Consider the following 21,557-nt stretch of genomic DNA (forward strand, 5'->3'; position numbering starts at 1 on the left):
ATAGGACTTGTTCCATAACGCCCAAGCCAGACTCCATGCAAGGCATTTGTAATGCCCTGAGCATTCATAAAAGAAAACATAATTTTTTATTCTGTTATTTGCGTCACAGGATGGATTTTTCACTTCATAAGCTTCATGTGAAAATGAAAAGCCTTGTCCATTTTTACGTGAAAAGATTTTCTTTTATGCTGCGTCGTTATAACGTTTCTGTTTAGCTTGCTCGATTATCTTGATAAGATTCGATTGTAACCAACGCGATAAAAAACAAAACTTTAAAGGTTTTGGAAGAGATCCATTGGTTACATGACGGCGGAATGTTGAAATACTCATATGAAACAGTTTTGCACTTTCACGGTCTGGCAAAAGAATATCATTTCAGTCATTATAAAATCCTTCCACTATAAAAAATAAAAATAAATCATACTATTTATTAACCATGATTTTTGAATCCTTTGAAATGTGTTTAATCTATAAAAAACAGCGATTTATAATATAATTTCTTATGTAAAACTTTATGAGTCTTATTGAGATGGAGTGAGAGAAACTTACGATATTCGGGGGCTAATTTAATATAAATAACGCTAGATTATCTTTATAAATAAATATATTGCCTTTGTTAGGTATTTTAGTTGTTATGCTGGATCGTTTTTGATTGTTAGATTGCAATCTCGGTAGTTTTTTTTTAATACGATATGGTGACGTGAGGCATTATATCTTTGTTTGTTCTGATTGCTAGGCTACTATTTTTGTAATGAATACGCTTTTATTATCAGAGCTTTTTCTTTTTAAAACTTTTAAATGAGGAGCTGTCTGTTTTTTTAGATTTTCTTAATAAGATTGCTATTTGATTGATCTAATAAAGATTTATCTGTCATTTTTAATAAGAGTTTACTATTCAAGTTTTTAACTTTGTCAGAAGTAGGTTTTATTTATCCTATTTGCGTTGGCCTATAGGGCATACCAATTGATGTAGATTATAAGTATCATAATGGATTTTTAAAATAAAAATGCAAATTAAAGCTGTTTTGTGCTTACTTTTCCATCGTTAAAGTAAAATCCTATCTGGCCCTTTAGCAGTTGTTCGGCTTTTTGACCAAATATTTCATAGCGCCAGCCATTCATAGCGGGAATATTTTTCTTTATTCCTCCATTGGCAATTTTTTCTAAATCATTAGATGTTGCAATAATTTTAGGGGCAATGCTGTTTTCATTTGCAACAATTTTTAATAACACTTTGAGTAGATCGATAACAGCGGCCGTCGTATCATTGAGTGGATTATGTTTAGGAATGGGGGGTAAAGTAGAAAGATCCACCTCTAATCCTTCGTGGACAGCTTTGATTAATGATTGAGAAATTGAGAGTTTATCCCAGTTCTTATTAAGACTGCGCAACCGCTTTAATGCAGATTCATCTTTTGGTTGTTGGGTTGCTATTTCTATAAGACATTCATCTTTTATGATATGACGACGTGGCATATTGTATTTTCGTGCTTCACGTTCCCGCCAAGCTGCTATCTTTTGTAATACAGCAAGTTCACGTGGCTTTTTAATTTTTCCTTTCACTTTTTTCCATGCTTCATCTTCTGGCATATCATAGGTTTTAGGATTTAAAAGGATTGTTATTTCATCGTCCATCCAGTGAGCACGTTGATTTTTTTCTAATCTTTTTTTCAATAACAGGTAAACATCTCTTAAGTAAGTTACATCGGCAAGTGCATAGAGCAGTTGTTTTTCAGACAAAGGGCGGTAACTCCAGTCTGTAAAGCGGGAGGATTTATCAAGATGATGCCCCGTGCAGCGTTGTACAATTTGATCATAGGAGATAGAATCACCAAATCCACAAATTGATCCTGCTATTTGCGTATCAAAGAGAGGGGAGGGAATAACACCTCCAAGATGATAAATTGTTTCAATATCTTGGCGCGCAGCATGAAAAACTTTTACAACTTTTTTATCGATCATAAGGTCAAAAAAAGGTTGTAAATCAATATCTGGTGCTATGGGATCAATCAAAACTGTGACATCTGGTGATGCGAGCTGGATTAAACACAGTTGAGGCCAAAAAGTTGTTTCGCGGATAAACTCAGTATCGACTGTTACAAAATCAGAGGTACGTAGAGCGTTAAGTGCAATTTTAAGATCTGTTGTTTGTGTAATAAGATTCATCATTTTATTATAATTCGATAAATTAAATTTGTGCTTTATTGACTTTATTTTTGAGTTTTTATTCTCATATCTTGACAAATGGTTATTAAAAAGCGTTTGTAGCGCATGTGAATATTATAATCAAAGGCAAAAAACATGCACCGTTATCGCAGTCATCATTGTGCGGCTCTTCGTAGATGTGATGTAGGAACACAAGTTCGTCTTTCGGGGTGGGTTCATCGTGTTCGTGATCATGGAGGGATTCTTTTTGTGGATTTACGTGATCATTTTGGAATCACACAAATTGTTGCTGATCCTGCTTCACCAGCTTTTAAAGTTATTGAAAAAGTGCGTTCTGAATGGGTTATTCGTGTGGATGGGGAGGTGTGTGCACGTTCTGATGAGGTTATTAATGCAACGCTTCCAACAGGTGAGATTGAAATTTTTACACAAGAGGTAGAAATTCTTTCGAAATCTGATGAGCTTCCTTTACCGGTTTTTGGTGAGCCTGATTATCCAGAAGATATTCGATTAAAATATCGTTTTCTTGATTTGCGTCGGGAGACTATGCACAAAAATATCATGCGTCGGACTGAAATTATTGCGGCTATGAGACGGGCTATGCAAAATAATGGTTTTACGGAATTTACGACGCCACTTTTGACAGCTTCATCGCCGGAAGGAGCGCGTGATTTTTTGGTTCCAAGTCGTGTTCATCAGGGAAAATTTTATGCGTTACCGCAAGCGCCACAGCAATATAAACAATTGTTGATGATGTCAGGTTTTGATCGTTATTTTCAGATTGCTCCATGTTTTAGAGATGAAGATCCAAGGGCCGACCGTCTTCCTGGTGAATTTTATCAATTAGATGTTGAAATGAGTTTTGTTGAGCAAGAAGATGTTTTAGCAACTATGGAACCTATTATGCGTTCTATTTTTGAAGAATTTGCAGATGGAAAGACTGTGACACAAAGCTTTCCTCGCATTTCCTATGATGAAGCAATGCAAAAATATGGTTCTGATAAGCCTGATCTACGTAATCCGATCATTATGGAAGATGTTTCTCAGCATTTTTATAATTCTGGTTTCAAAGTCTTTGCTCAAATTTTAGCGAATGATGAGAATGCTCAAGTGTGGGCTATTCCAGCTAAAACGGGTGGAAGTCGTGCTTTTTGTGATCGTATGAATGTATGGGCACAAGGTGAGGGGCAACCAGGGCTCGGTTATATTTTTTGGCGTGAAGAAGAAGGAAAATTTGAAGGAGCAGGGCCTATCGCCAAAAATATTGGTGAACAGAGGACTGAAGCAATCCGTATACAGCTTGGGCTTGAAAGTGGGGATGCCTGTTTTTTTGTAGCTGGCGATCCAAAAAAGTTTTCATCTTTTGCCGGAGCCGCACGCACAAGGGTAGGAGAAGAATTAGATCTTCTTGATAGAGATAGTTTCTCTTTGGCGTGGATTGTTGATTTTCCATTTTTTGAATGGAATGAAGATGAAAAAAAGATTGATTTTGGACATAATCCTTTTTCTATGCCTCAAGGGGGAGAAAATGCCCTTGCCTGTCAAGATCCTCTTACTATTAAAGCTTTTCAATATGATCTTGTTTGCAATGGTTATGAAATTGCATCAGGTGGAATTCGTAATCACTTACCAGAAATGATGCTTAAAGTTTTTGAACTTGTAGGACTTTCTAAGGAAGTTGTGAAAGATCGTTTCGGTGGTCTTTATCGTGCATTCCATTATGGGGCTCCACCACATGGTGGTATGGCTGCAGGAATTGACCGCATCATTATGCTGTTGCAAGGTGTTAAAAATTTACGTGAAGTTGCTTTATTTCCTATGAATCAACAGGCGCTTGATCTTTTGATGAGTGCTCCGTCTGATGTTTCTCCTACACAATTACGTGATTTAGGAATCCGCATGGCTCCTACTCACAAAAATAGCTCATAAAGTTGATAATGGATTGTTTTCATCTTTTCTACGTAGAGTGAAGTTTTGATGCCTTTCAAGAGCCATCGGTGTGTGTGGCTGTTTGTGAAATTTAGATAGGTAAAAACGCTATTGTGTTGATTCTTTACGAGGCATTTTTATTCCTTGTTTCTATAGTGGCTTTTCCACTTGTGATAGGTGAGGAAATGATTATGATTGCTTGATCATGAATAAATTAGAAATGAAAGAACTCTATAATATTCGGGAGTCTCATTTTAGTTGAAAAAAATGAATTATCTTTATGTGTTAATATATTATTTATTTTTTATTGAAGTTTTTACAACGTTGTAGCAGAGAATTGTGTCTCTTCGTTTTTATGAAAATAATGTGATTTTCCATTCTATGGACTTACTCTAAAAAGTTTAAATTTCATAAGTTTTGAATATTTTTTAGTTTTTCATAGAAAAACTGAAGGGGATTGTTATACAATTTATCTTTATAATAAAAGATGATGTTTGAAAGGTGCTTTTGTCATTCCAGAAAGGATGAAATAACTCTTTGTGGGCAGTTAAATTATCGTCGGATTTGACAAAGCTTTCAATAAATTACTTAGGACAAGGGGGAAAGACATGTATAAATTTTTCAAATTGATATAATTTTCTGTTCATGTTCTAATTGCAGCGTTTGTTTTTATGTAATTGACTTTTAATAAAAAAGTCGACTCATAGAAGATTTCACTAAATAAATCCTATAAGATAATTTCTTATTATTGTGGGAATTGTTGTTTTAATACTATGTCTGATAAAATAAATTTACCTTTTGATAAAGAACATATTGAACCAATAGAATTACGTTCTGCTTTACAGGAACGTTATTTGGCTTATGCACTTTCTACGATTACACACCGTGCATTGCCTGATGTACGTGATGGATTGAAGCCGGTCCACCGGCGGATTGTTCATGCGATGCGTCTTCTCAAACTAAATCCTGGACAGTCTTATGCGAAATGTGCGCGGATTGTTGGTGATGTCATGGGAAAATTTCATCCTCATGGGGATGCGTCTATTTATGATGCCTTGGTGCGCTTGGCTCAAAGTTTTGCTGTTCGTTATCCGTTGGTTGATGGGCAAGGCAATTTTGGTAATATTGATGGTGATAATGCTGCTGCCATGCGTTATACGGAAGCACGTATGACTGAAGTGGCTGCATTGTTACTTGAAGGAATTAATGAGAATGCTATTGATTTTCGTTTAACCTATAATGAGGAAGATGAAGAGCCGGTTGTTTTACCAGGAGCTTTCCCTAATCTTTTAGCAAATGGTTCTTCTGGTATTGCTGTTGGTATGGCAACATCTATTCCACCCCATAATGTTGCTGAGCTTTGTGATGCAGCACTCCATTTGATTGCGCATCCCGATGTAAATGATGAGGCATTAAATCAATTCGTTCTTGGTCCTGATTTTCCGACGGGGGGAATTTTAGTTGAACCTAAAAAAAGTATTGAGGAATCCTATCGTGTTGGGCGTGGATTCTTTCGCTTGCGTTCACGTTGGCATCAGGAACCTGGTAGCCGTGGTTCTTATGTGATTGTTGTGACTGAAATTCCCTATCAGATTCAAAAGTCACGTCTTATTGAAAAAACAGCAGAGTTATTGCTTGCACGCCGATTGCCAATGCTTGAGGATATCCAAGATGAATCAGCAGAAGATATCAGAATCGTGCTGGTTCCTAAAAATCGGTCGGTTGATCCTGAGCTCCTTATGGAGTCTCTTTTTAAATTGACTGACTTTGAAGTAAGATTTCCCCTCAATCTGAATGTTTTGTCTTTGGGAAAAATACCCAATGTTCTTTCTTTACGAGAAAGTTTGCAGCAATGGCTTGAACATCGTCAAGAAGTGCTTATTCGTCGCTCTCATTATCGGCTTGATCAAATTGATAGCCGATTGGAAATTCTTCATGGATATCTTATTGCCTATTTAAATCTCGATGAGGTCATTCAGATTATTCGTGAAGAGGATGAACCGAAAAAGAAGCTGATTAATCGGTTTGAATTAACAGAAAATCAAGCTGAAGCTATTCTTAATATGCGCTTGCGTTCTTTGCGTAAACTTGAGGAATTTGAAATTCGTAAAGAATTTGAAAGTTTGAAAGCTGAAAAAGAAAAACTACAGAATTTGTTAGCTTCTCCTATAAAACAGTGGAAAATAATTTCAGAAGAAATCAAAAAAGTTCGAAACACTTTTGGTCCTGAAACACTCTTGGGGAAAAGACGTACGACGTTTGAAGAGGCACCAAGACATGATCTTGATGATATTCAACAAGCAATGATCGAAAAAGAACCGATTACTATTGTTATTTCTGAAAAGGGGTGGATGCGCGCTTTGAAGGGACATTTGACCGATTATAAAGCGCTTTCTTTTAAAGAAGGAGACAGTTTAAAGTTAGCATTTCCGGCATTTACAACCGACAAGATTGTGCTGATCAGTACGGGTGGAAAGTTTTTTGCTATTGGTGCAAATAGTTTACCTGGAGGGCGGGGACATGGTGAACCTATTCGTCTTTTAGTTGATATGGATGATGAGCACGATGTTCTCACAGCTTTTGTGCATCGCGCCGAGGAAAAATTGCTCTTGGTTTCATCTCACGGTAATGGTTTTATTGTTTCTTCTGCAGAAGTGATCGCCAATACACGAAAAGGAAAGCAAGTGATGAATGTGAAAGCTCCTGATAAGGTAAAGCTTTGTGTTCCGGTAAATGGTGATCATGTGGCTGTAGTTGGTGAAAACCGTAAAATGCTTATTTTTTCTATTGAACAAATACCAGAAATGAATCGCGGTAAAGGTGTTCGTTTACAGCGTTATAAAGAAGGTGGTGTTGTTGATGCCAAGACTTTTAATTTATCAGAAGGCTTAAGTTGGCAAGATACAGCTGAACGAATCTTTAACCGTCAGGCGGACGATCTCTTTGAATGGATGGGAACGCGTGCGGGAGTTGGGCGTTTGGTTCCAAAAGGATTTCCAAAATCAGGAAAATTTATTAATTAAATGTATTTTATAAATGGGGAAAATTCCCTATAGTTTTATGATTGTTTAAGATATTAATTTATAAGGATAATTTATTATTTTTTATATTGAAAGAAAGACCTAAAGCGTAAGTTTTTCTCTTATTTCGATCTTGTTCAGGTTAAATCAATCAAAACTGTTTGTTTGCCTATCATGAGATGAGAGACCAGCCCGTCTTCATAAAAACTATTGAAGAAAAGAATAAAAATATTTTTTAATAAACCGTTTCACATACAAGAGTTGTGGCAACAATAGGTATGTTTGTTTTGTTACATTATACCATTTATGGGTGCTGTCGTGAAATGATTTGATATTTCGAGAGCTGTACCTTTAAACAAACAATGTGAATGTTAACACAAGAGTGCTCTATTTGGAGATGTTTTATTTTGTCTGATAGGTTTATCTTCTTATTGTTTCTTATTGTTCAAGAGAGATGTTATTAATCTTTCATAGTAATATTTATTCGTTAGGATTACTATGATATTGTCTAAAAAGATGACCACGTTCAGCCCATAAGACGAGAAGTATGGCAGTGAGACTCAGAAAGAAAAATCCTGCTGAGTTTGGGATGGTTGTTTCATCAAATTGTTGGGCAATAAAAAAGCTAAGTCCTGCACCGATAGATGTTTGAAGAAAGCCGGATACAGAAGAAGCTGTTCCAGCTATTTCTCCTACAGGTTCAAGAGCGAGTGTATTGAAATTGGCCATAATACCACCGCAGGTAAACATTAATATACAATATAACGTCATATAAAAAGGAAAAGGGATAACACCACCTGCTAAGATGGACCCAATAAACCAAATGCATGAAGCGGCACAAAAGAGCAAAAGCATAGTATGAGCAATACGCCGCATTCCAAGGCGTCCAACGAGTTGAGAGTTAAAGAATGATGATAGAGCTTGAAATGCAGCACCAACTGCAAAAGCAATAGGGAACCAAAGTCCTAGATTATAGATCCCTTCGTATGTTTGTTGTGATGTATTAACGGCGGTAAAGATACAGCCTAAAATAATGGAAGTTGCAAGTGTATAGCAAAGTGTTGTGCGATTGGTTATTACAATCCATAAGTTGTGTTTAACTGAAAAAAAGGAAAGAGAGCGTTGCGTATAAAGAGTTTCAGGCAAGCGCAGTTGAATCCAAATCATCAGTCCTAAACCAATCATTGCCATGAAAATAAAAATATATTGCCAATGTCCGAGCAGTAAAATGATCTGTCCTGTTGCGGGACCAACCATTGGTGCAACAAGAAAAACCATCATAACAATAGACATAACTTCTGCCATTTTTCGACCACTGTAAAGATCACGTACGACGGAAACTGTAAGAACCCGCATAGCAGCCCCTCCAATACCTTGCAAGATACGTAAAATAAGCAAGAGAGAAAAATCAGTTACAAAGGCACAGCCAATCGCCGTAAATGAATAAAAAGCAAGCCCGAGAAGAATAAGTTTACGTCGTCCATACCTATCGCTTATTGGACCGAAAAATATTTGAGCAATGCCATAGCTAATAAGATAACTCGAAATGATATAATGTTGATCATTTTCATTGAGAACATTTAAGCCGTCTAAAATATTGGGCATAGCTGGCAGCATAATATCAACAGCTATAGCGTTAATAGCCATAAGCGAAGCAATAAGAATAACAAATTCTTTATAGCCAATTTTGTTTCTAATCGCATCTCTATGCGTTTGTTCATCGACTGAATATGACATATGGCATCCTTGAAATAAAAATTTCGTCTGAAAACAGCTCTTTTTAAGAGTCTGAATAAAATGAAAGATACCTATGATTGATTACAGGGAATATTTTTTTCGTTCAAAAGTTCCTGTAACTCATTGTTTTGAAACATCTCTTTAACAATATCACAGCCTCCGATAAATTCACCTTTGATATAAAGCTGTGGAATTGTTGGCCAATTTGAGTAATCTTTAATCCCTTGACGCAATTCGTTAGAAGTTAAGATATTAATCACTTTATAATTCAATCCTAAATAATCAAGGATCTGAACCACTTGTCCTGAAAACCCGCATTGCGGAGCGTCAGGTGTTCCTTTCATGAATAAAATGACGTCGTTTGTTTTAATTTCGTTGTCAATAAAATCATGAACAGTGGTCATTTTTATCCCTCGATATTTCAGATTTTTATCAGTGTGTAATTTATATCCATACTGCTTTTAATCGTATTAAATGTGTGAATGCAAGAAAAAATTTTAGATTATTTTGGGACATTTGTTTGCAACATTAAGGCGTGAAGGTCATTTCCCATATTGCCTTTAAGGGCATCATAGACCATTTTATGTTGTTGAACACGGGTTTTACCACGAAAACTTTCAGAAATAACTTCTGCAGCATAATGTTCCCCATCTCCAGCAAGATCACGAATTGTTACAGTAGCATCAGGAATGCCTTCACGAATAAGCGTTTCAATTGCATGGGCACTCATTGCCATCATTATTCTCCTATGTTGTTCATTTTTTTATAAAGGCTGTTTAAGAGAAAAAACAATTTTTATTCTTCACCCATAAATTGTGGAAACCAGTTTTCATAGGCTTTTGTGAGTTTGTCTACTGAAAGTGTTAATATCCCATCTATATTAAGGGAAGTACCCTCGACTTGACCTAGCTCTGTTAAAGAAACTGTATTGATTTGTGCACGCTCTTTAAGACTATTAAGAGAGTGAGGTTTGACGGCTAAAAGATAACGTCCTTGGTCTTCTCCAAAAAGTTCTGCATGATGGGGTGATTTATTGCTTAATTTTACTTTGATTCCTTTACCTGCTTTAATCACCATTTCAGCAAGTGCTATCGCTAATCCTCCGTCAGAAAGGTCATGGGCGGCGTGAATAAAACCACGATGTATGACATCTCGAACAAATTGACCATGCTTTTTTTCAAGTTGTAAATCTACAGGGGGGGGGGCGCCTGCATCAATATTTAAAATGTTACGTGCATAGATTGATTGTCCTAAATGGGAGCCGCAATTTCCTACTAAAACAAGAATATCTCCATTTTGCATACCACTTATTGTTACCATTTTAGACCAATCATTAAGAAGACCTACCCCAGCAATTGTGGGGGTTGGAAGAATGGCTTCCCCATTTGTTTCATTGTAAAGAGAAACATTGCCTGAAACGATAGGAAAATCGAGGATTCTACAAGCTTCTCCTATACCTTTAATAGCAAAAACCAGCTGTCCCATAATTTCAGGTTTTTCAGGGTTACCAAAATTGAGATTATCTGTAGCAGCCAGTGGTGTTGCACCTGTCGTACTAATGTTTCGCCAGCATTCTGCGACAGCTTGTTTCCCCCCTTCATAAGGGTCTGCTTCACAATAGCGAGGTGTTACATCAGAAGAAAAAGCAAGAGCACGTTTGCTGTTGTTTCCTACACGGATAACGCCTGCATCACCTCCTGGACAAACAAGGCTATTTCCTTGGATAAGGGTATCATATTGTTCATAAACCCATCGCCGTGAACTTTGATTAGCGGAATTCAATAAGGTCAGAAGCGCATCAACAAGATTTTCAACTTTTTTGACATCTTCTGCTTTCAAGGGTGTTTTTTTTGCCGGCTCACTCCAAGGACGATCATAAACAGGCGCTTCATCACCAAGCTCTTTGATGGGAAGATTGACAACTTCTTCCCCTTGATGAAATACACGAAAACGTAAATCATCGGTTGTTTTCCCAATGATAGAAAAATGTAGCCCCCACTTATGAAAAATTGCTTCTGCTTGCTTTTCTAGTTCTGGTTTAAGGACCATGAGCATACGCTCTTGACTTTCAGAAAGCATCATTTCATAGGCTGTCATGTTTTCTTCCCGAACAGGAACTGTATCGAGATTAAGCTGTATCCCTAAATTTCCTTTTGCACCCATTTCAACGGCAGAAGAAGTGAGTCCTGCTGCCCCCATATCTTGAATAGCAACCACGGCTCTCAGTTCCATGAGCTCTAAACATGCTTCAAGGAGACATTTTTCTGTAAAAGGATCACCTACTTGAACAGTTGGGCGTTTTTCACTGATTAAATCATCAAATTCAGCAGAAGCCATTGTTGCTCCACCGACACCATCACGTCCTGTTTTTGCACCAAGATAAACAACAGGGAGTCCAATACCTTGCGCTTTAGAATAAAAAAGGGCGTTTGTCTTTGCAATACCGGCGACAAAAGCGTTAACAAGGATATTGCCATTATAACGCTCATCAAAATTTACTTCTCCACCAACCGTTGGAACGCCAAAAGAATTGCTGTAACCACCTATTCCAGAAACAACACCAGAAACAAGATGGCGTGTTCGTGGGTGATCAGGAGCACCAAATCGCAATGCATTCATAGCAGCAACAGGACGGGCTCCCATTGTAAATACATCACGTAAAATACCACCAACACCTGTCGCTGCACCTTGATAAGGTTCAATATAAGAAGGGTGGTTATGGCTTTCCATTTTGAAAACAACACATTGTCCTTCGCCAATATCGACAACACCAGCATTTTCACCAGGTCCTTGGATGACACATTTTCCTTCTGTCGGAAGAGTTTTTAGCCATTTTTTAGATGATTTATAGGAACAATGTTCGTTCCACATTGCAGAAAAAATTCCTAGTTCAGTAAATGTTGGTTCTCTACCAATTAACGTTAGGATACGTTGATATTCATCTTCTTTTAGCCCGTGTTGTGCAATGAGTTCTGGTGTAATAGTGATGTTATTGCAAGGCTTCATGAGTATTTATCCGTCAAGTTAATCGAAATTTAGCATTTTTATTTTTTCAACCTAGCAGCTTATATTATAAACAATAATGTTGTTTAATAATAAAAATATTTATAGACAGTAAGCTGAAGATTTTGTCCGTTTGTTTGGTGGGATTTAAGACTAAAAATGGTCTTAAATAATTATGTGTTTAGAAAATAATATCCATTGTTGTTTGTGAAGAGCTTTGTTTATAGATTTACGATGCGAGAAATGGTATAAATTCTTGTTTTTTTAAATTATGGAGCGCGAGTATTTTTGCAGCATTATCCATTTACTAACTCTAAAGCACTTTGAAAAAGTAAACGACCGTCAGTACCTCCATGGGCGGGTTCAATAAAGTTTTCAGGATGGGGCATCATACCAAGAATATTACCAGCTTTATTAACAATACCAGCAATATCTTTCATTGAGCCGTTCGGGTTTGTATTTTCTGCATAGCGAAAAACAATTTGTTTATTGTCTTCCATTTGTTTCAATGTTTCACTATCAACAAAATAATTTCCGTCATGATGGGCAACAGGACAACGAATAATTTGTCCTTTAGAATAATATCGAGAAAATTTTGTCTTGGCGTTGACGACTTCAAGTTTGATTTCACGACAAACAAACTTTAAAGAAGCGTTACGCATTAAAGTACCGGGTAATAATCCTGCTTCCAACAAAATTTGAAAACCATTACAGATACCTATAATTGTCGTACCTTCTTGTGCTTTTTCACGAATGGCTTTTAAGATGGGAGTTCGCGCTCCAATCGCACCACATCTTAAGTAGTCGCCATAGGAAAAACCACCAGGAATAATAATAACATCTACATCTGGAATTGTTGTTTCTGTTTGCCAAATTTTTAGTGGCTCAACTCCCGTTATATGATGTAATGCTGCAACCATATCTCGATCACGATTTAATCCAGGAAGTTGAATGATGGCAGTTTTCATGAGCGTTTCACTTAAAAAAGTTTTATTGTATAATTTTCAATGACAGTATTTGCGAGTAACTCTTCACACATTTGTTCAAGTTTTTTCTTTGCGGTTTCAGAAGGTAGTTCATCAAGAACAATATCAAAAACCTTTCCTTGACGAATGGATTGAATGCCTTCGAAAGCTAAACTTTTTAAAGCACCGACAATTGCTTCTCCTTGTGGATCAAGAACGCTTTCTCTTAAAGTAACTGTAATGCGTGCTTTCATTTTTTGCTTCCTGCTTTTTTAAAGAACCTCTCCTTTGAAAGAGGGGTATTTATATAAGGTGATGTTTTTTTACCTTGTTTTTACTTTACGAGAACGGGACCACTTGGTCGTGTTGGTTCATTTTCATTCATAATACCAAGACGTTTGGCAACTTCTTGATAGGCATTAATAAGCCCACCCATATCACGACGAAAACGGTCTTTATCCATTTTTTCTTGTGTGTGCATATCCCATAGTCGTGCAGAATCAGGAGAGATTTCATCAGCAAGAACAATGCGCATCGTTTCATCTTCCCACAGGCGACCAAATTCCATTTTAAAATCAATTAATTGTATGTTAACACCGGCAAAAAGCCCAGAAAGAAAATCATTAATACGAATTGAAAGTTGCATGATATCTTCTATCTCTTGTGGGACAGCCCACCCAAAAGCTGTGATATGTTCTTCCGTTACCATAGGATCATCGAGAGAATCATTTTTATAGTAGAATTCAATGATGGATTGCGGAAGCGGGGTTCCTTCTTCCAGTCCCAAACGCTTAGCAAGAGAGCCAGCAGCAACATTGCGCACAACAACTTCCAACGGAATGATTTCCACCGCTTTAATAAGCTGTTCGCGCATGTTTATACGTTTGATAAAATGTGTTGGGATGCCCAAACGTCCAAGATGGCTAAAAATATGTTCCGAAATTCGGTTGTTTAAAACCCCCTTTCCGTCGATAATTTCATGTTTTTTTGCATTAAAGGCAGTTGCATCATCTTTAAAAAATTGAATATAAGTCCCTGGTTCAGGTCCTTCATATAAAATTTTAGCCTTGCCTTCATAAATACGGTGGCGACGATTCATCATGATTCTCTATTTATCTTGAGAGGTTTTTAATAACATTGATAAATGATACTATCCTAATTGATAGAATTTCTCAATGATATTGCTATGATACTTTTATAATTTTTATCATTACACGTTTACCCAAAGGTGAAGATACATAAGCGATGAGAAAGAAGATCACCTCTTTTGGATCAAATTTTTGCAAGAAAGTGAGAGAGGACCATAAGCCCTTCAGGCCAAGGTCCGTGTCCGGATTCTGCGTTAATATGGCCAGAATACCCAGCATCAACAAAGAGTGATCCCCAATCATTGGCAATTTTTTCTGCTACTGAAAATTGACAAAACTCATCGTTGCGACTGGCTATGACAATAGAAGGAAAAGGAAGCTTTTGGCGATGATAGGGGCCAAATGTCATTAAATGTTTGGGACGTATTTTTTCATTGGCGACATCTGGAGGTGCAACAAAGAATGCGCCACAAATTTTTTCTGTATTTTGTACAGTTGCATGAATAACACTGGGAACTCCTAATGAATGAGCAATAAGCATAACAGGCCTTTGAGCTTTCGCGATGGCGGTTTTAACTTTGTTAACCCACTCTTCACAAACAGGCTTTGACCAATGGAGTTGTTCAATGCGGCGGGCTGTCGACAATTTTTTTTCCCAGCGTGTTTGCCAATGATCTGGACCAGATCCTTTGTAGCCAGGAACAATAAGAATATCGAGTTGATTTGCTTTCATGAATTGTTTTCTTTGTTACAACAGATTTTTGATCATAGGTGGAATGGATTTTGGTTTTCTATGTCGCTTTATTGTTCTTCAAAAACACGTTTAAAAATCGTATTGATATGTTTGGTGTGGTAAGAAAGATCAAATTTTTCGCGAAGTTCTTCTTCACTTAAAGCTTTAGTAACATCTTTGTCGTTGAGGAGTTCTTCTAAAAAATCTTTTCCTTGTTCCCAAACTTTCATCGCATTTCGTTGTACAATTCGATAAGAATCTTCACGACTAATCCCTGCTTGTGTGAGGGCTAAAAGAACCCGTTGTGAGTGAACAAGACCGCGGAATTTATTGAGATTTTTTTGCATATTTTCTGGATAGACAATGAGATTTTCAATGACAGATGTGAGGCGAGAAAGAGCAAAATCAAGTGTAATAGTCGCATCTGGAGCAATATAACGCTCAACAGATGAATGGGAAATATCACGTTCATGCCAAAGAGCTACATTTTCCATGGCTGGGAGTGCAAATGCACGTACCATACGGGCTAATCCAGTTAAATTTTCTGTTAAAACTGGATTACGTTTATGAGGCATTGCCGATGAACCTTTTTGCCCAGGTGAGAAATGTTCTTCTGCTTCAAGAACTTCTGTTCGTTGTAAATGGCGTATTTCTATCGCTAGCCTTTCAATAGAGGAAGCAATAACACCAAGTGTTGCAAAAAACATAGCATGACGATCTCTTGGTATTACTTGGGTGGAAACTGGTTCAGCACGCATCCTCAAGGCTTTTGCTACATGTTCTTCAACGCGTGGATCGATATTTGCAAAAGTTCCTACGGCTCCTGAAATCGCGCAAGTAGAAATTTCTTCTCGTGCTGCAAGAAGACGTTTGCGACAACGGGAAAATTCAGCGTATGCAAGAGCAAACTTGATTCCAAATGTTGTCGGTTCAGCATGAATGCCATGACTCCGCCCAATGGTGATTGTCTCTTTATGCTCAAAAGCACGTCTTTTTAATGCTTCAAGAAGTTGATCTATATCCTCTAGCAAAATATCACTCGCACGCATCAATTGAATGTTCAGCGTTGTATCGAGAACATCAGATGATGTCATGCCTTGGTGGATAAAACGTGCCTCTGGTCCAATGAATTCAGCTAGGTGGGTTAGAAATGCGATAACATCATGTTTGGTAATTGCTTCAATTTCATCAATGCGATTGACATCAAATTTAGCTGCTGCCCCTTTTTCCCAAATGACTTTGGCGGCTTCTTTCGGAATAATCCCTAAGTGAGCAAGGGCATCACAGGCATGGGCTTCAATTTCAAACCAAATACGATATTTTGTTTCGGGAGACCAAATTGTTACCATTGCAGGGCGGGAATAACGTGCGATCATCATTTTTTTCCTTGTTGTGAGAGGATTGCGGCTTGGCGCAATGCATTAATACGTGTTCTGTAAAGCTCTTTATTTCCATCTTTATAAATTGCAGAGCCTGCGACAAATACATTTGCACCAGCTTTTGCTGCTATCCCAATTGTATCAACGGTGATACCACCATCAACTTCAAGATCAATAGGGCGGTTTGCAATCATGCTTTTAACGCGCTTAATTTTATCTTTTATTTCTGGAATAAAACTTTGTCCACCAAAACCGGGATTGACTGTCATGATGAGAATGAGATCTAATTGATCAAGCAAATATTCAAGTACATGTTCAGGGGTGCTTGGATTGAGTGCGATTCCTGCTTTTTTTCCCATTTTTTTGATTATTTGTAATGAACGATGAAGATGTGGACTTGCTTCAGCATGAATGGTTATAATATCTGAACCCGCTTTTGCAAAAGCTTCCAAATAAGGGTCTACTGGTGCGATCATCAGGTGGACATCAAATATTGCTTTTGTTAATGGGCGTAGAGCCTTGACTATTTCAGGACCAAAGGTGATGTTAGGAACAAAGTGCCCATCCATAATATCAAGATGAAGCCAATCTGCACCAGCATCAACAACATCTAACATTTCTTGTCCAAGTTTAGAAAAATCAGAAGCCAAGAGAGAAGGCGAAATGAGATGAGAATGGGGCATTAAAATCTCCTTGATTGGCAGTTTTTATCATATCGCTGTGTATACACAAATATCTTTTGTGTTATGACGGAAAAGAAAAAATATGTATTATAGATCTTTTTATGGAAAGATCGCTTGAAATTTTAAAGCTTTATAAGTGAAAGATATGTCGAATCATAAAACATATTTGATGCCTGAACTTCAACATAAACATACTATCGCGGTTTCTTCCCAAGAATATCGAGATGCCATGAGTCTTTTTGCAGGAGCTGTGCATATTGTGACAACAAATGGTATTAAGGGAAGACGCGGGGTGACTGTTTCGGCGTGTTGTTCTTTATCTGATGATCCTCCAACCCTTCTTGTTTGTCTCATGCGCCATAATTTAAAGAATCAGGTGTTTATGGAGAATGGAAATTTTTGTGTTAATAGCTTGGCAGGAAAGCATCGTTCATTAGCGGATGTTTTTTCGAGGCGTTGCAATTCTACACAAAATGAGCGTTTTGATGTTGCTCAATGGGGAGCTTTGCAAACGGGGGCGCCTAGTCTTTCAGACGCTCTAGCATCGTTTGATTGTCGTTTGATTTGTTGGCATGAGCACGCAACCCATTGTGTTTTGATTGGTGAGGTTGTTGCAATTAACTGTAATCAAGAAAAAGATGCTTTGATGTATTTGAAACGTGAATATCACACTTTGCCTTTATAAAGATTTTATTTTTTTGCATTGATGAAATGATTTATTGTTGCTTCATTTAGACTTTAAACAATGAATGAGGGAGTAGGGGAGGGATGGCTCTGATATCTGATATTAGATTTCCTTCTTTTTAAAGTTTTTCAATAAGCGAGAAAAATGATTCTGGATGAGATTTGATCAAGAATCCAATCTACATAAAAAGCGATTAAACCTAAACAGTGCATTTAGACATATTCGTCAATTGTTATGAAAAGACATTTTACTCTTGTGTTGATGGGTATTGCACAATATATAGACCGCACATAGCATATGTGGAGGTTTTTTATTGCATGAGCGAAGAGATTGATGGTCAATATCGCCCTAGTGAAGATGAGCCTTTTATGAATGAGCGGCAAAAGGCGTATTTTCGTGCTAAACTGGTTTCTTGGAAGAATGATATATTAAAAGAAGCTCGTGAGACTTTGGAAAATTTGCAGGAAGAGAATGTTGGTCAACCCGATTTGACTGATCGGGCTTCTTGTGAAACTGATCGTACAATCGAATTACGTGCTCGTGATCGTCAGAGGAAACTTATTTCAAAAATAGATGCTGCTTTAGAGCGCATTGATAATGGGACATACGGTTTTTGTGAAGAAACCGGCGAGCCCATTAGTATAAAGCGTCTTGAGGCTCGGCCGATAGCCGTTTTGTCATTGGAAGCGCAAGAACGTCACGAACGACGTGAAAGAGTTTATCGCGATGATTAAGGTCATTGAAATGATAAAAAACGAAATTCGTGGTGATAAAATTGTGTATTTTTATTTTTGAGGAGTAGGAATGAATAAAGATGGTTCTTGCCGCCCCTCAATTTCGGCGGTGATTGCTGAATCTTTTACCGCTTGATTCGTAAAAGGAGAGGGATTTTTATCCGATATGTTGTTTCTTTCTGTAGGGGCGGAATTTAGATGTGTGTGTTTTTCTCTCTTTTGTATTTTAGATGTACCTGTAATATCGGATTCTACAACCACATCTGTTAATCCGCCAATAAGGAGCAAATGTTCTTTATTATCGCAACGGACTAAAACAAGGCGGCGTGCTCGATCTATAGAAATTACTTCACATAATGCTAATCGTGATAGACTTTTTTTTCTATTAATGCTGAATCTTCTCGTACTTAAACGACGTAAAAACAAGATAATTATGGTAATAGCTGTGATTGTTATTATAAAAAACAAAGAGCTTATCGTTATTTTCGCAGCAGATACACCTATTTGCTCTGATAACCAGATATACATAGATTTTCTCCCATTTTTGTGTGAAAATATCGTTTTTTATCGAGATAAATTTATAAATATACCCTTAAAAGGCTCACTTAAATACAAGAAATAAAATTTTTAACATTAAGTGAGCTTTCTTAGAAAGATAATATCATAGTATATACTTTATAACAATGAATATAAAGGAAGTTTTGTGATATAAGAAACAGCTAAATCTAAGGCAATGAGAGATGGATAAAGGTTTTGATAATAATAAAAGATCAGTGTCTTCTGTTCATCGAAGAGTTGTGATTTTTGGTGTTGTTTTTATATTAGTTTTTCTTTTCATTGTGGGTATTTTAGGTTTTTTTTATCCACAAAGCTATTTGCAAAAGGCGATATCAATATCTTTTTTGATTCTAGCAATTATCGGTGTTGCAACACTCGTTTTGTGTGGAATGGGCATTTTAAGATATCATGTGTGGTCGCATGAAGATTTTGATTTTAGCATTTTTAATAGGAGCGATGATGCAATTGTAATCTCTGATCTTTCTGGTTTTGTTTATTATTCTAATCAAAACTATCAAAAAATTCTGACCTATAAGCCTGAAGTGTCTTGTTATATGGTTATTGCTGATCTTCCAGGAGCAGGTGCACTCTCGTATCGCTTAAAGGTTGCTGCCTGTAATAATCTTGCAGCGCAAGAGGAATTGAGAGTAGAACAACCAATTTTTACTGATTCTACACCAAAAAAATCTGTTTGGTATAACATTTCCGTGCAGCCTATCACAAAACAGAAAAAAAAGCTTTTATTTTGGCGTATTACTGATATTTCGCATTTACAACAAACGCGAGAAGTTTTTTTCTCGAACCTTCAAGAGGCTATCAATCACTTGGATCAAGCCCCTATTGGTTTTGTATCAGTTAATAGACATGGAACTATTCTTTATGCCAATGCGATTTTTGCCGAATGGTTTTCAATTGATTTAGCGAATTTCTCAATTGGTCAATATAATTTTGATTCGTTATTTGATAGCGTTGGCGCTAAGAGCTCATGGAGTGATATCTGTTGGCAAACCAACAGATATCAAAGTTCAGGTTACTCTTTACCTTATAGGTTTTCGTTATGTTTAAATTCACACACGACTTGTGAGAAAATATTCCATTGTCTTATATCTGTTTCTTCTCTCTTAGAAGAGGAGGCCATTTATCGTATTGTGATCATTCCACAACAAATACAAAAAGAAGAGGACGATCAATTAAAATTACCCAGTATATTAGGAGAATATTTTGATGCGAGTCCTTTTGCAATAGCCGTGGTGGATCATGCAGGGCAATTGATTCATATGAATAAAGCTTTTTCATCACTCACGGGATGTATGGACAAAGCTGTCAATTTTTATGATGTTATTTCTCGTCGTGATTGTGTGCAGTTAGAGCGTTCTTTTCAGAGAATTGCGACAAATAAAAATTATTTTGTTTCTCTAGAAACTGTTTTAGAAAAAAATGAAGAATGCCATTTACGACTCCATATTATGTCTGTACCGCCTTATCATGGTGATGCATTGCAAGATTTGCTTATTATCTCTGTCATTGAAACAACCGAACAAAAAACACTTGAAGACAAAATGATGCAAAGTCAGAAGATGCAAGCTGTAGGACAATTGGCTGGCGGCATTGCTCATGATTTTAATAATGTTTTAACAGCAATTTTAATGTCGTGTGATCTTCTTTTAAATACGCATCGTAGTTCTGATCCTGCTCATGCTGATCTGATCAATATTAAAAATAATGCTAATCGAGCAGCTGCTCTTGTACAGCAATTATTAGCTTTTTCTAGAAAGCAAACACTTCGACCTGAAGAAGTTGATTTTACTGAATTTTTATCAGATATCCGCAATCTTATTTTACCACTTTTGGGGAATAATATTCAGTTAAAAATTATCCATGGAAGAGATTTGTGGAGCGTTGAAGTTGATCAAGCATCTTTCCAGCGTGTTATTATGAATTTGGTTATTAATGCGCGTGATGCCATGTTAGATGGAGGTATTGTTACGATTGCGACAAACAATATTACAAAGCAACAAAGTGCTGAATTTAATCATCTTGGTTTAGCAATTGGCGAGTATGTGCAATTGACTATTTCAGATACAGGGGCTGGTATATCTGCTGCTATACAAGAAAAAATGTTTGAGCCATTTTTTACAACAAAAGAAGTTGGAAAAGGAACAGGACTTGGTTTATCAATGGTTTATGGAATTATCAAGCAGAGCGGTGGGTACATTTATTGTGAAAGTAAAGAAGGTGAAGGAGCAACATTTCATATTTTTCTTCCCCGTTATATCCCCAATATAAAAGGAGAAATTTCTCAAAAGATTGAAAAAGATGAAGAGAAAGATAAAAATATAGACTTAACAGGATCTGCGACTGTTTTATTGGTTGAAGATGAAGATGCGGTCAGAATGGGGGGGGTAAGAGCTCTTCAAATGAGAGGATATATGGTTTTAGAGGCAGCAAGTGGGGTGGAAGCACTCTCTATTCTTGAGGAACAAAAAGGAGAAGTTGATATTATTGTTTCCGATGTGGTGATGCCAGAAATGGATGGGCCCACTTTATTGAAGGAAGTCCGTAAAAACTATCCTGATATCAAATTTCTTTTCGTTTCTGGATATGCAAAAGATGCCTTTGCTAAAAATCTTCCACAAGATGCTGTTTTTGGTTTTTTATCTAAGCCTTTTACACTCAAACAGTTAGCTGTAACAGTTAAAGAAACACTTTCGTCATAAACAAAAATTTATGCAATAGAAAATTGCGTATTTTAAGATTTTTTAGGCGAAATACGAGAGTATTTTGATAAATAGAGCTTATGATAATGTCATAGAATTGAATAAAGAAGAAAAATTTTAAAAATGAACTAAAATTCAAAAAATTACATATTTTGTGCAA

At 36.8% G+C, this 21,557-nt stretch carries 18 protein-coding genes; 5 read left to right on the forward strand and 13 right to left on the reverse strand.

The window, feature by feature from the left end:
• Positions 1-183 precede the first annotated feature (183 nt).
• Both ACFILU_RS02350 and rnd read right to left on the reverse strand, forming a co-directional pair.
• Positions 184-369 (reverse strand): helix-turn-helix transcriptional regulator, encoded by a 186-nt coding sequence (locus tag ACFILU_RS02350; RefSeq protein ID WP_375643226.1) that lies wholly within the window; start codon positions 367-369, stop codon positions 184-186.
• 645 nt (positions 370-1,014) lie between these two features.
• Positions 1,015-2,169, reverse strand: coding sequence for a ribonuclease D (gene rnd / locus ACFILU_RS02355; protein WP_375674579.1), 1,155 nt, complete (start codon positions 2,167-2,169; stop codon positions 1,015-1,017).
• Positions 2,170-2,301: 132 nt separating this feature from the next.
• Here rnd and aspS point away from each other — a divergent pair, with 132 nt between their 5' ends.
• Complete coding sequence (gene aspS / locus ACFILU_RS02360) at positions 2,302-4,095, forward strand: aspartate--tRNA ligase (protein WP_375674581.1); 1,794 nt, start codon at positions 2,302-2,304, stop codon at positions 4,093-4,095.
• A gap of 773 nt (positions 4,096-4,868) precedes the next feature.
• Entirely contained in the window at positions 4,869-7,118 is a 2,250-nt protein-coding gene (gene parC / locus ACFILU_RS02365) for a DNA topoisomerase IV subunit A (RefSeq protein ID WP_375674583.1), read from the forward strand.
• 477 nt (positions 7,119-7,595) lie between these two features.
• Here the strand turns inward: parC and ACFILU_RS02370 are convergent, their stop codons facing one another.
• The 10 genes from ACFILU_RS02370 to rpe form a co-directional block, all read right to left on the reverse strand.
• Entirely contained in the window at positions 7,596-8,852 is a 1,257-nt protein-coding gene (locus tag ACFILU_RS02370) for a multidrug effflux MFS transporter (RefSeq protein ID WP_273791185.1), read from the reverse strand.
• Between the two features lie 71 nt (positions 8,853-8,923).
• On the reverse strand, positions 8,924-9,256 hold the full coding sequence (gene grxD, locus ACFILU_RS02375; RefSeq protein WP_375674585.1) for a Grx4 family monothiol glutaredoxin: 333 nt from the start codon (positions 9,254-9,256) through the stop codon (positions 8,924-8,926).
• A gap of 98 nt (positions 9,257-9,354) precedes the next feature.
• Positions 9,355-9,588, reverse strand: a complete 234-nt coding sequence (locus tag ACFILU_RS02380; protein WP_273791183.1) for a BolA family transcriptional regulator — start codon at positions 9,586-9,588, stop codon at positions 9,355-9,357.
• Between the two features lie 59 nt (positions 9,589-9,647).
• Positions 9,648-11,858, reverse strand: a complete 2,211-nt coding sequence (gene purL, locus ACFILU_RS02385) for a phosphoribosylformylglycinamidine synthase subunit PurL (protein WP_375674587.1) — start codon at positions 11,856-11,858, stop codon at positions 9,648-9,650.
• Positions 11,859-12,151: 293 nt separating this feature from the next.
• A complete protein-coding gene (gene purQ, locus ACFILU_RS02390; protein WP_375674589.1) occupies positions 12,152-12,823 on the reverse strand; it encodes a phosphoribosylformylglycinamidine synthase subunit PurQ in 672 nt (223 codons plus the stop codon).
• 11 nt (positions 12,824-12,834) lie between these two features.
• A complete protein-coding gene (gene purS / locus ACFILU_RS02395) occupies positions 12,835-13,074 on the reverse strand; it encodes a phosphoribosylformylglycinamidine synthase subunit PurS (protein WP_375674591.1) in 240 nt (79 codons plus the stop codon).
• An 80-nt stretch (positions 13,075-13,154) separates the two neighbouring features.
• Positions 13,155-13,919: a phosphoribosylaminoimidazolesuccinocarboxamide synthase gene (purC, locus tag ACFILU_RS02400; protein ID WP_273791179.1), complete on the reverse strand. Its 765-nt coding sequence runs from the start codon at positions 13,917-13,919 to the stop codon at positions 13,155-13,157.
• A 173-nt stretch (positions 13,920-14,092) separates the two neighbouring features.
• On the reverse strand, positions 14,093-14,641 hold the full coding sequence (locus tag ACFILU_RS02405) for an alpha/beta hydrolase (protein ID WP_273791178.1): 549 nt from the start codon (positions 14,639-14,641) through the stop codon (positions 14,093-14,095).
• Positions 14,642-14,709: 68 nt separating this feature from the next.
• A complete protein-coding gene (purB, locus tag ACFILU_RS02410; RefSeq protein ID WP_375606722.1) occupies positions 14,710-16,017 on the reverse strand; it encodes an adenylosuccinate lyase in 1,308 nt (435 codons plus the stop codon).
• Positions 16,017-16,703, reverse strand: coding sequence for a ribulose-phosphate 3-epimerase (gene rpe / locus ACFILU_RS02415; protein ID WP_375674593.1), 687 nt, complete (start codon positions 16,701-16,703; stop codon positions 16,017-16,019). Before rpe ends, purB begins: the two co-directional genes overlap by 1 nt.
• A gap of 145 nt (positions 16,704-16,848) precedes the next feature.
• On the opposite strand from rpe, the gene ACFILU_RS02420 reads away from it, so the two are divergent.
• Together ACFILU_RS02420 and dksA are read left to right on the forward strand one after the other, a co-directional pair.
• Positions 16,849-17,388 carry a flavin reductase gene (locus ACFILU_RS02420; RefSeq protein WP_273791175.1) on the forward strand — a complete coding sequence of 180 codons (540 nt, stop codon included), beginning with the start codon at positions 16,849-16,851 and terminating at the stop codon, positions 17,386-17,388.
• A gap of 317 nt (positions 17,389-17,705) precedes the next feature.
• A complete protein-coding gene (dksA, locus tag ACFILU_RS02425) occupies positions 17,706-18,122 on the forward strand; it encodes an RNA polymerase-binding protein DksA (protein WP_015856486.1) in 417 nt (138 codons plus the stop codon).
• Positions 18,123-18,173: 51 nt separating this feature from the next.
• On the opposite strand, the gene ACFILU_RS02430 is transcribed toward dksA, so the two are convergent.
• Positions 18,174-18,650, reverse strand: coding sequence for a hypothetical protein (locus ACFILU_RS02430; RefSeq protein ID WP_375674595.1), 477 nt, complete (start codon positions 18,648-18,650; stop codon positions 18,174-18,176).
• A gap of 212 nt (positions 18,651-18,862) precedes the next feature.
• Here ACFILU_RS02430 and ACFILU_RS02435 point away from each other — a divergent pair, with 212 nt between their 5' ends.
• Positions 18,863-21,397, forward strand: coding sequence for a response regulator (locus ACFILU_RS02435; RefSeq protein WP_375674597.1), 2,535 nt, complete (start codon positions 18,863-18,865; stop codon positions 21,395-21,397).
• Positions 21,398-21,557: the final 160 nt, after the last annotated feature.

This window comes from Bartonella sp. CL100XZDX (assembly GCF_042195375.1).
Taxonomy (GTDB): domain Bacteria; phylum Pseudomonadota; class Alphaproteobacteria; order Rhizobiales; family Rhizobiaceae; genus Bartonella.

Coding starts and splice junctions, on each gene's coding strand:
- rnd (WP_375674579.1), bottom strand. CDS start 2,169: ATGATGAATCTTATTACACAAACAACAGATCTTAAAATTGCACTTAAC.
- aspS (WP_375674581.1), top strand. CDS start 2,302: ATGCACCGTTATCGCAGTCATCATTGTGCGGCTCTTCGTAGATGTGAT.
- parC (WP_375674583.1), top strand. CDS start 4,869: ATGTCTGATAAAATAAATTTACCTTTTGATAAAGAACATATTGAACCA.
- ACFILU_RS02370 (WP_273791185.1), bottom strand. CDS start 8,852: ATGTCATATTCAGTCGATGAACAAACGCATAGAGATGCGATTAGAAAC.
- grxD (WP_375674585.1), bottom strand. CDS start 9,256: ATGACCACTGTTCATGATTTTATTGACAACGAAATTAAAACAAACGAC.
- ACFILU_RS02380 (WP_273791183.1), bottom strand. CDS start 9,588: ATGGCAATGAGTGCCCATGCAATTGAAACGCTTATTCGTGAAGGCATT.
- purL (WP_375674587.1), bottom strand. CDS start 11,858: ATGAAGCCTTGCAATAACATCACTATTACACCAGAACTCATTGCACAA.
- purQ (WP_375674589.1), bottom strand. CDS start 12,823: ATGAAAACTGCCATCATTCAACTTCCTGGATTAAATCGTGATCGAGAT.
- purS (WP_375674591.1), bottom strand. CDS start 13,074: ATGAAAGCACGCATTACAGTTACTTTAAGAGAAAGCGTTCTTGATCCA.
- purC (WP_273791179.1), bottom strand. CDS start 13,919: ATGAATCGTCGCCACCGTATTTATGAAGGCAAGGCTAAAATTTTATAT.
- ACFILU_RS02405 (WP_273791178.1), bottom strand. CDS start 14,641: ATGAAAGCAAATCAACTCGATATTCTTATTGTTCCTGGCTACAAAGGA.
- purB (WP_375606722.1), bottom strand. CDS start 16,017: ATGATCGCACGTTATTCCCGCCCTGCAATGGTAACAATTTGGTCTCCC.
- rpe (WP_375674593.1), bottom strand. CDS start 16,703: ATGCCCCATTCTCATCTCATTTCGCCTTCTCTCTTGGCTTCTGATTTT.
- ACFILU_RS02420 (WP_273791175.1), top strand. CDS start 16,849: ATGTCGAATCATAAAACATATTTGATGCCTGAACTTCAACATAAACAT.
- dksA (WP_015856486.1), top strand. CDS start 17,706: ATGAGCGAAGAGATTGATGGTCAATATCGCCCTAGTGAAGATGAGCCT.
- ACFILU_RS02430 (WP_375674595.1), bottom strand. CDS start 18,650: ATGTATATCTGGTTATCAGAGCAAATAGGTGTATCTGCTGCGAAAATA.
- ACFILU_RS02435 (WP_375674597.1), top strand. CDS start 18,863: ATGGATAAAGGTTTTGATAATAATAAAAGATCAGTGTCTTCTGTTCAT.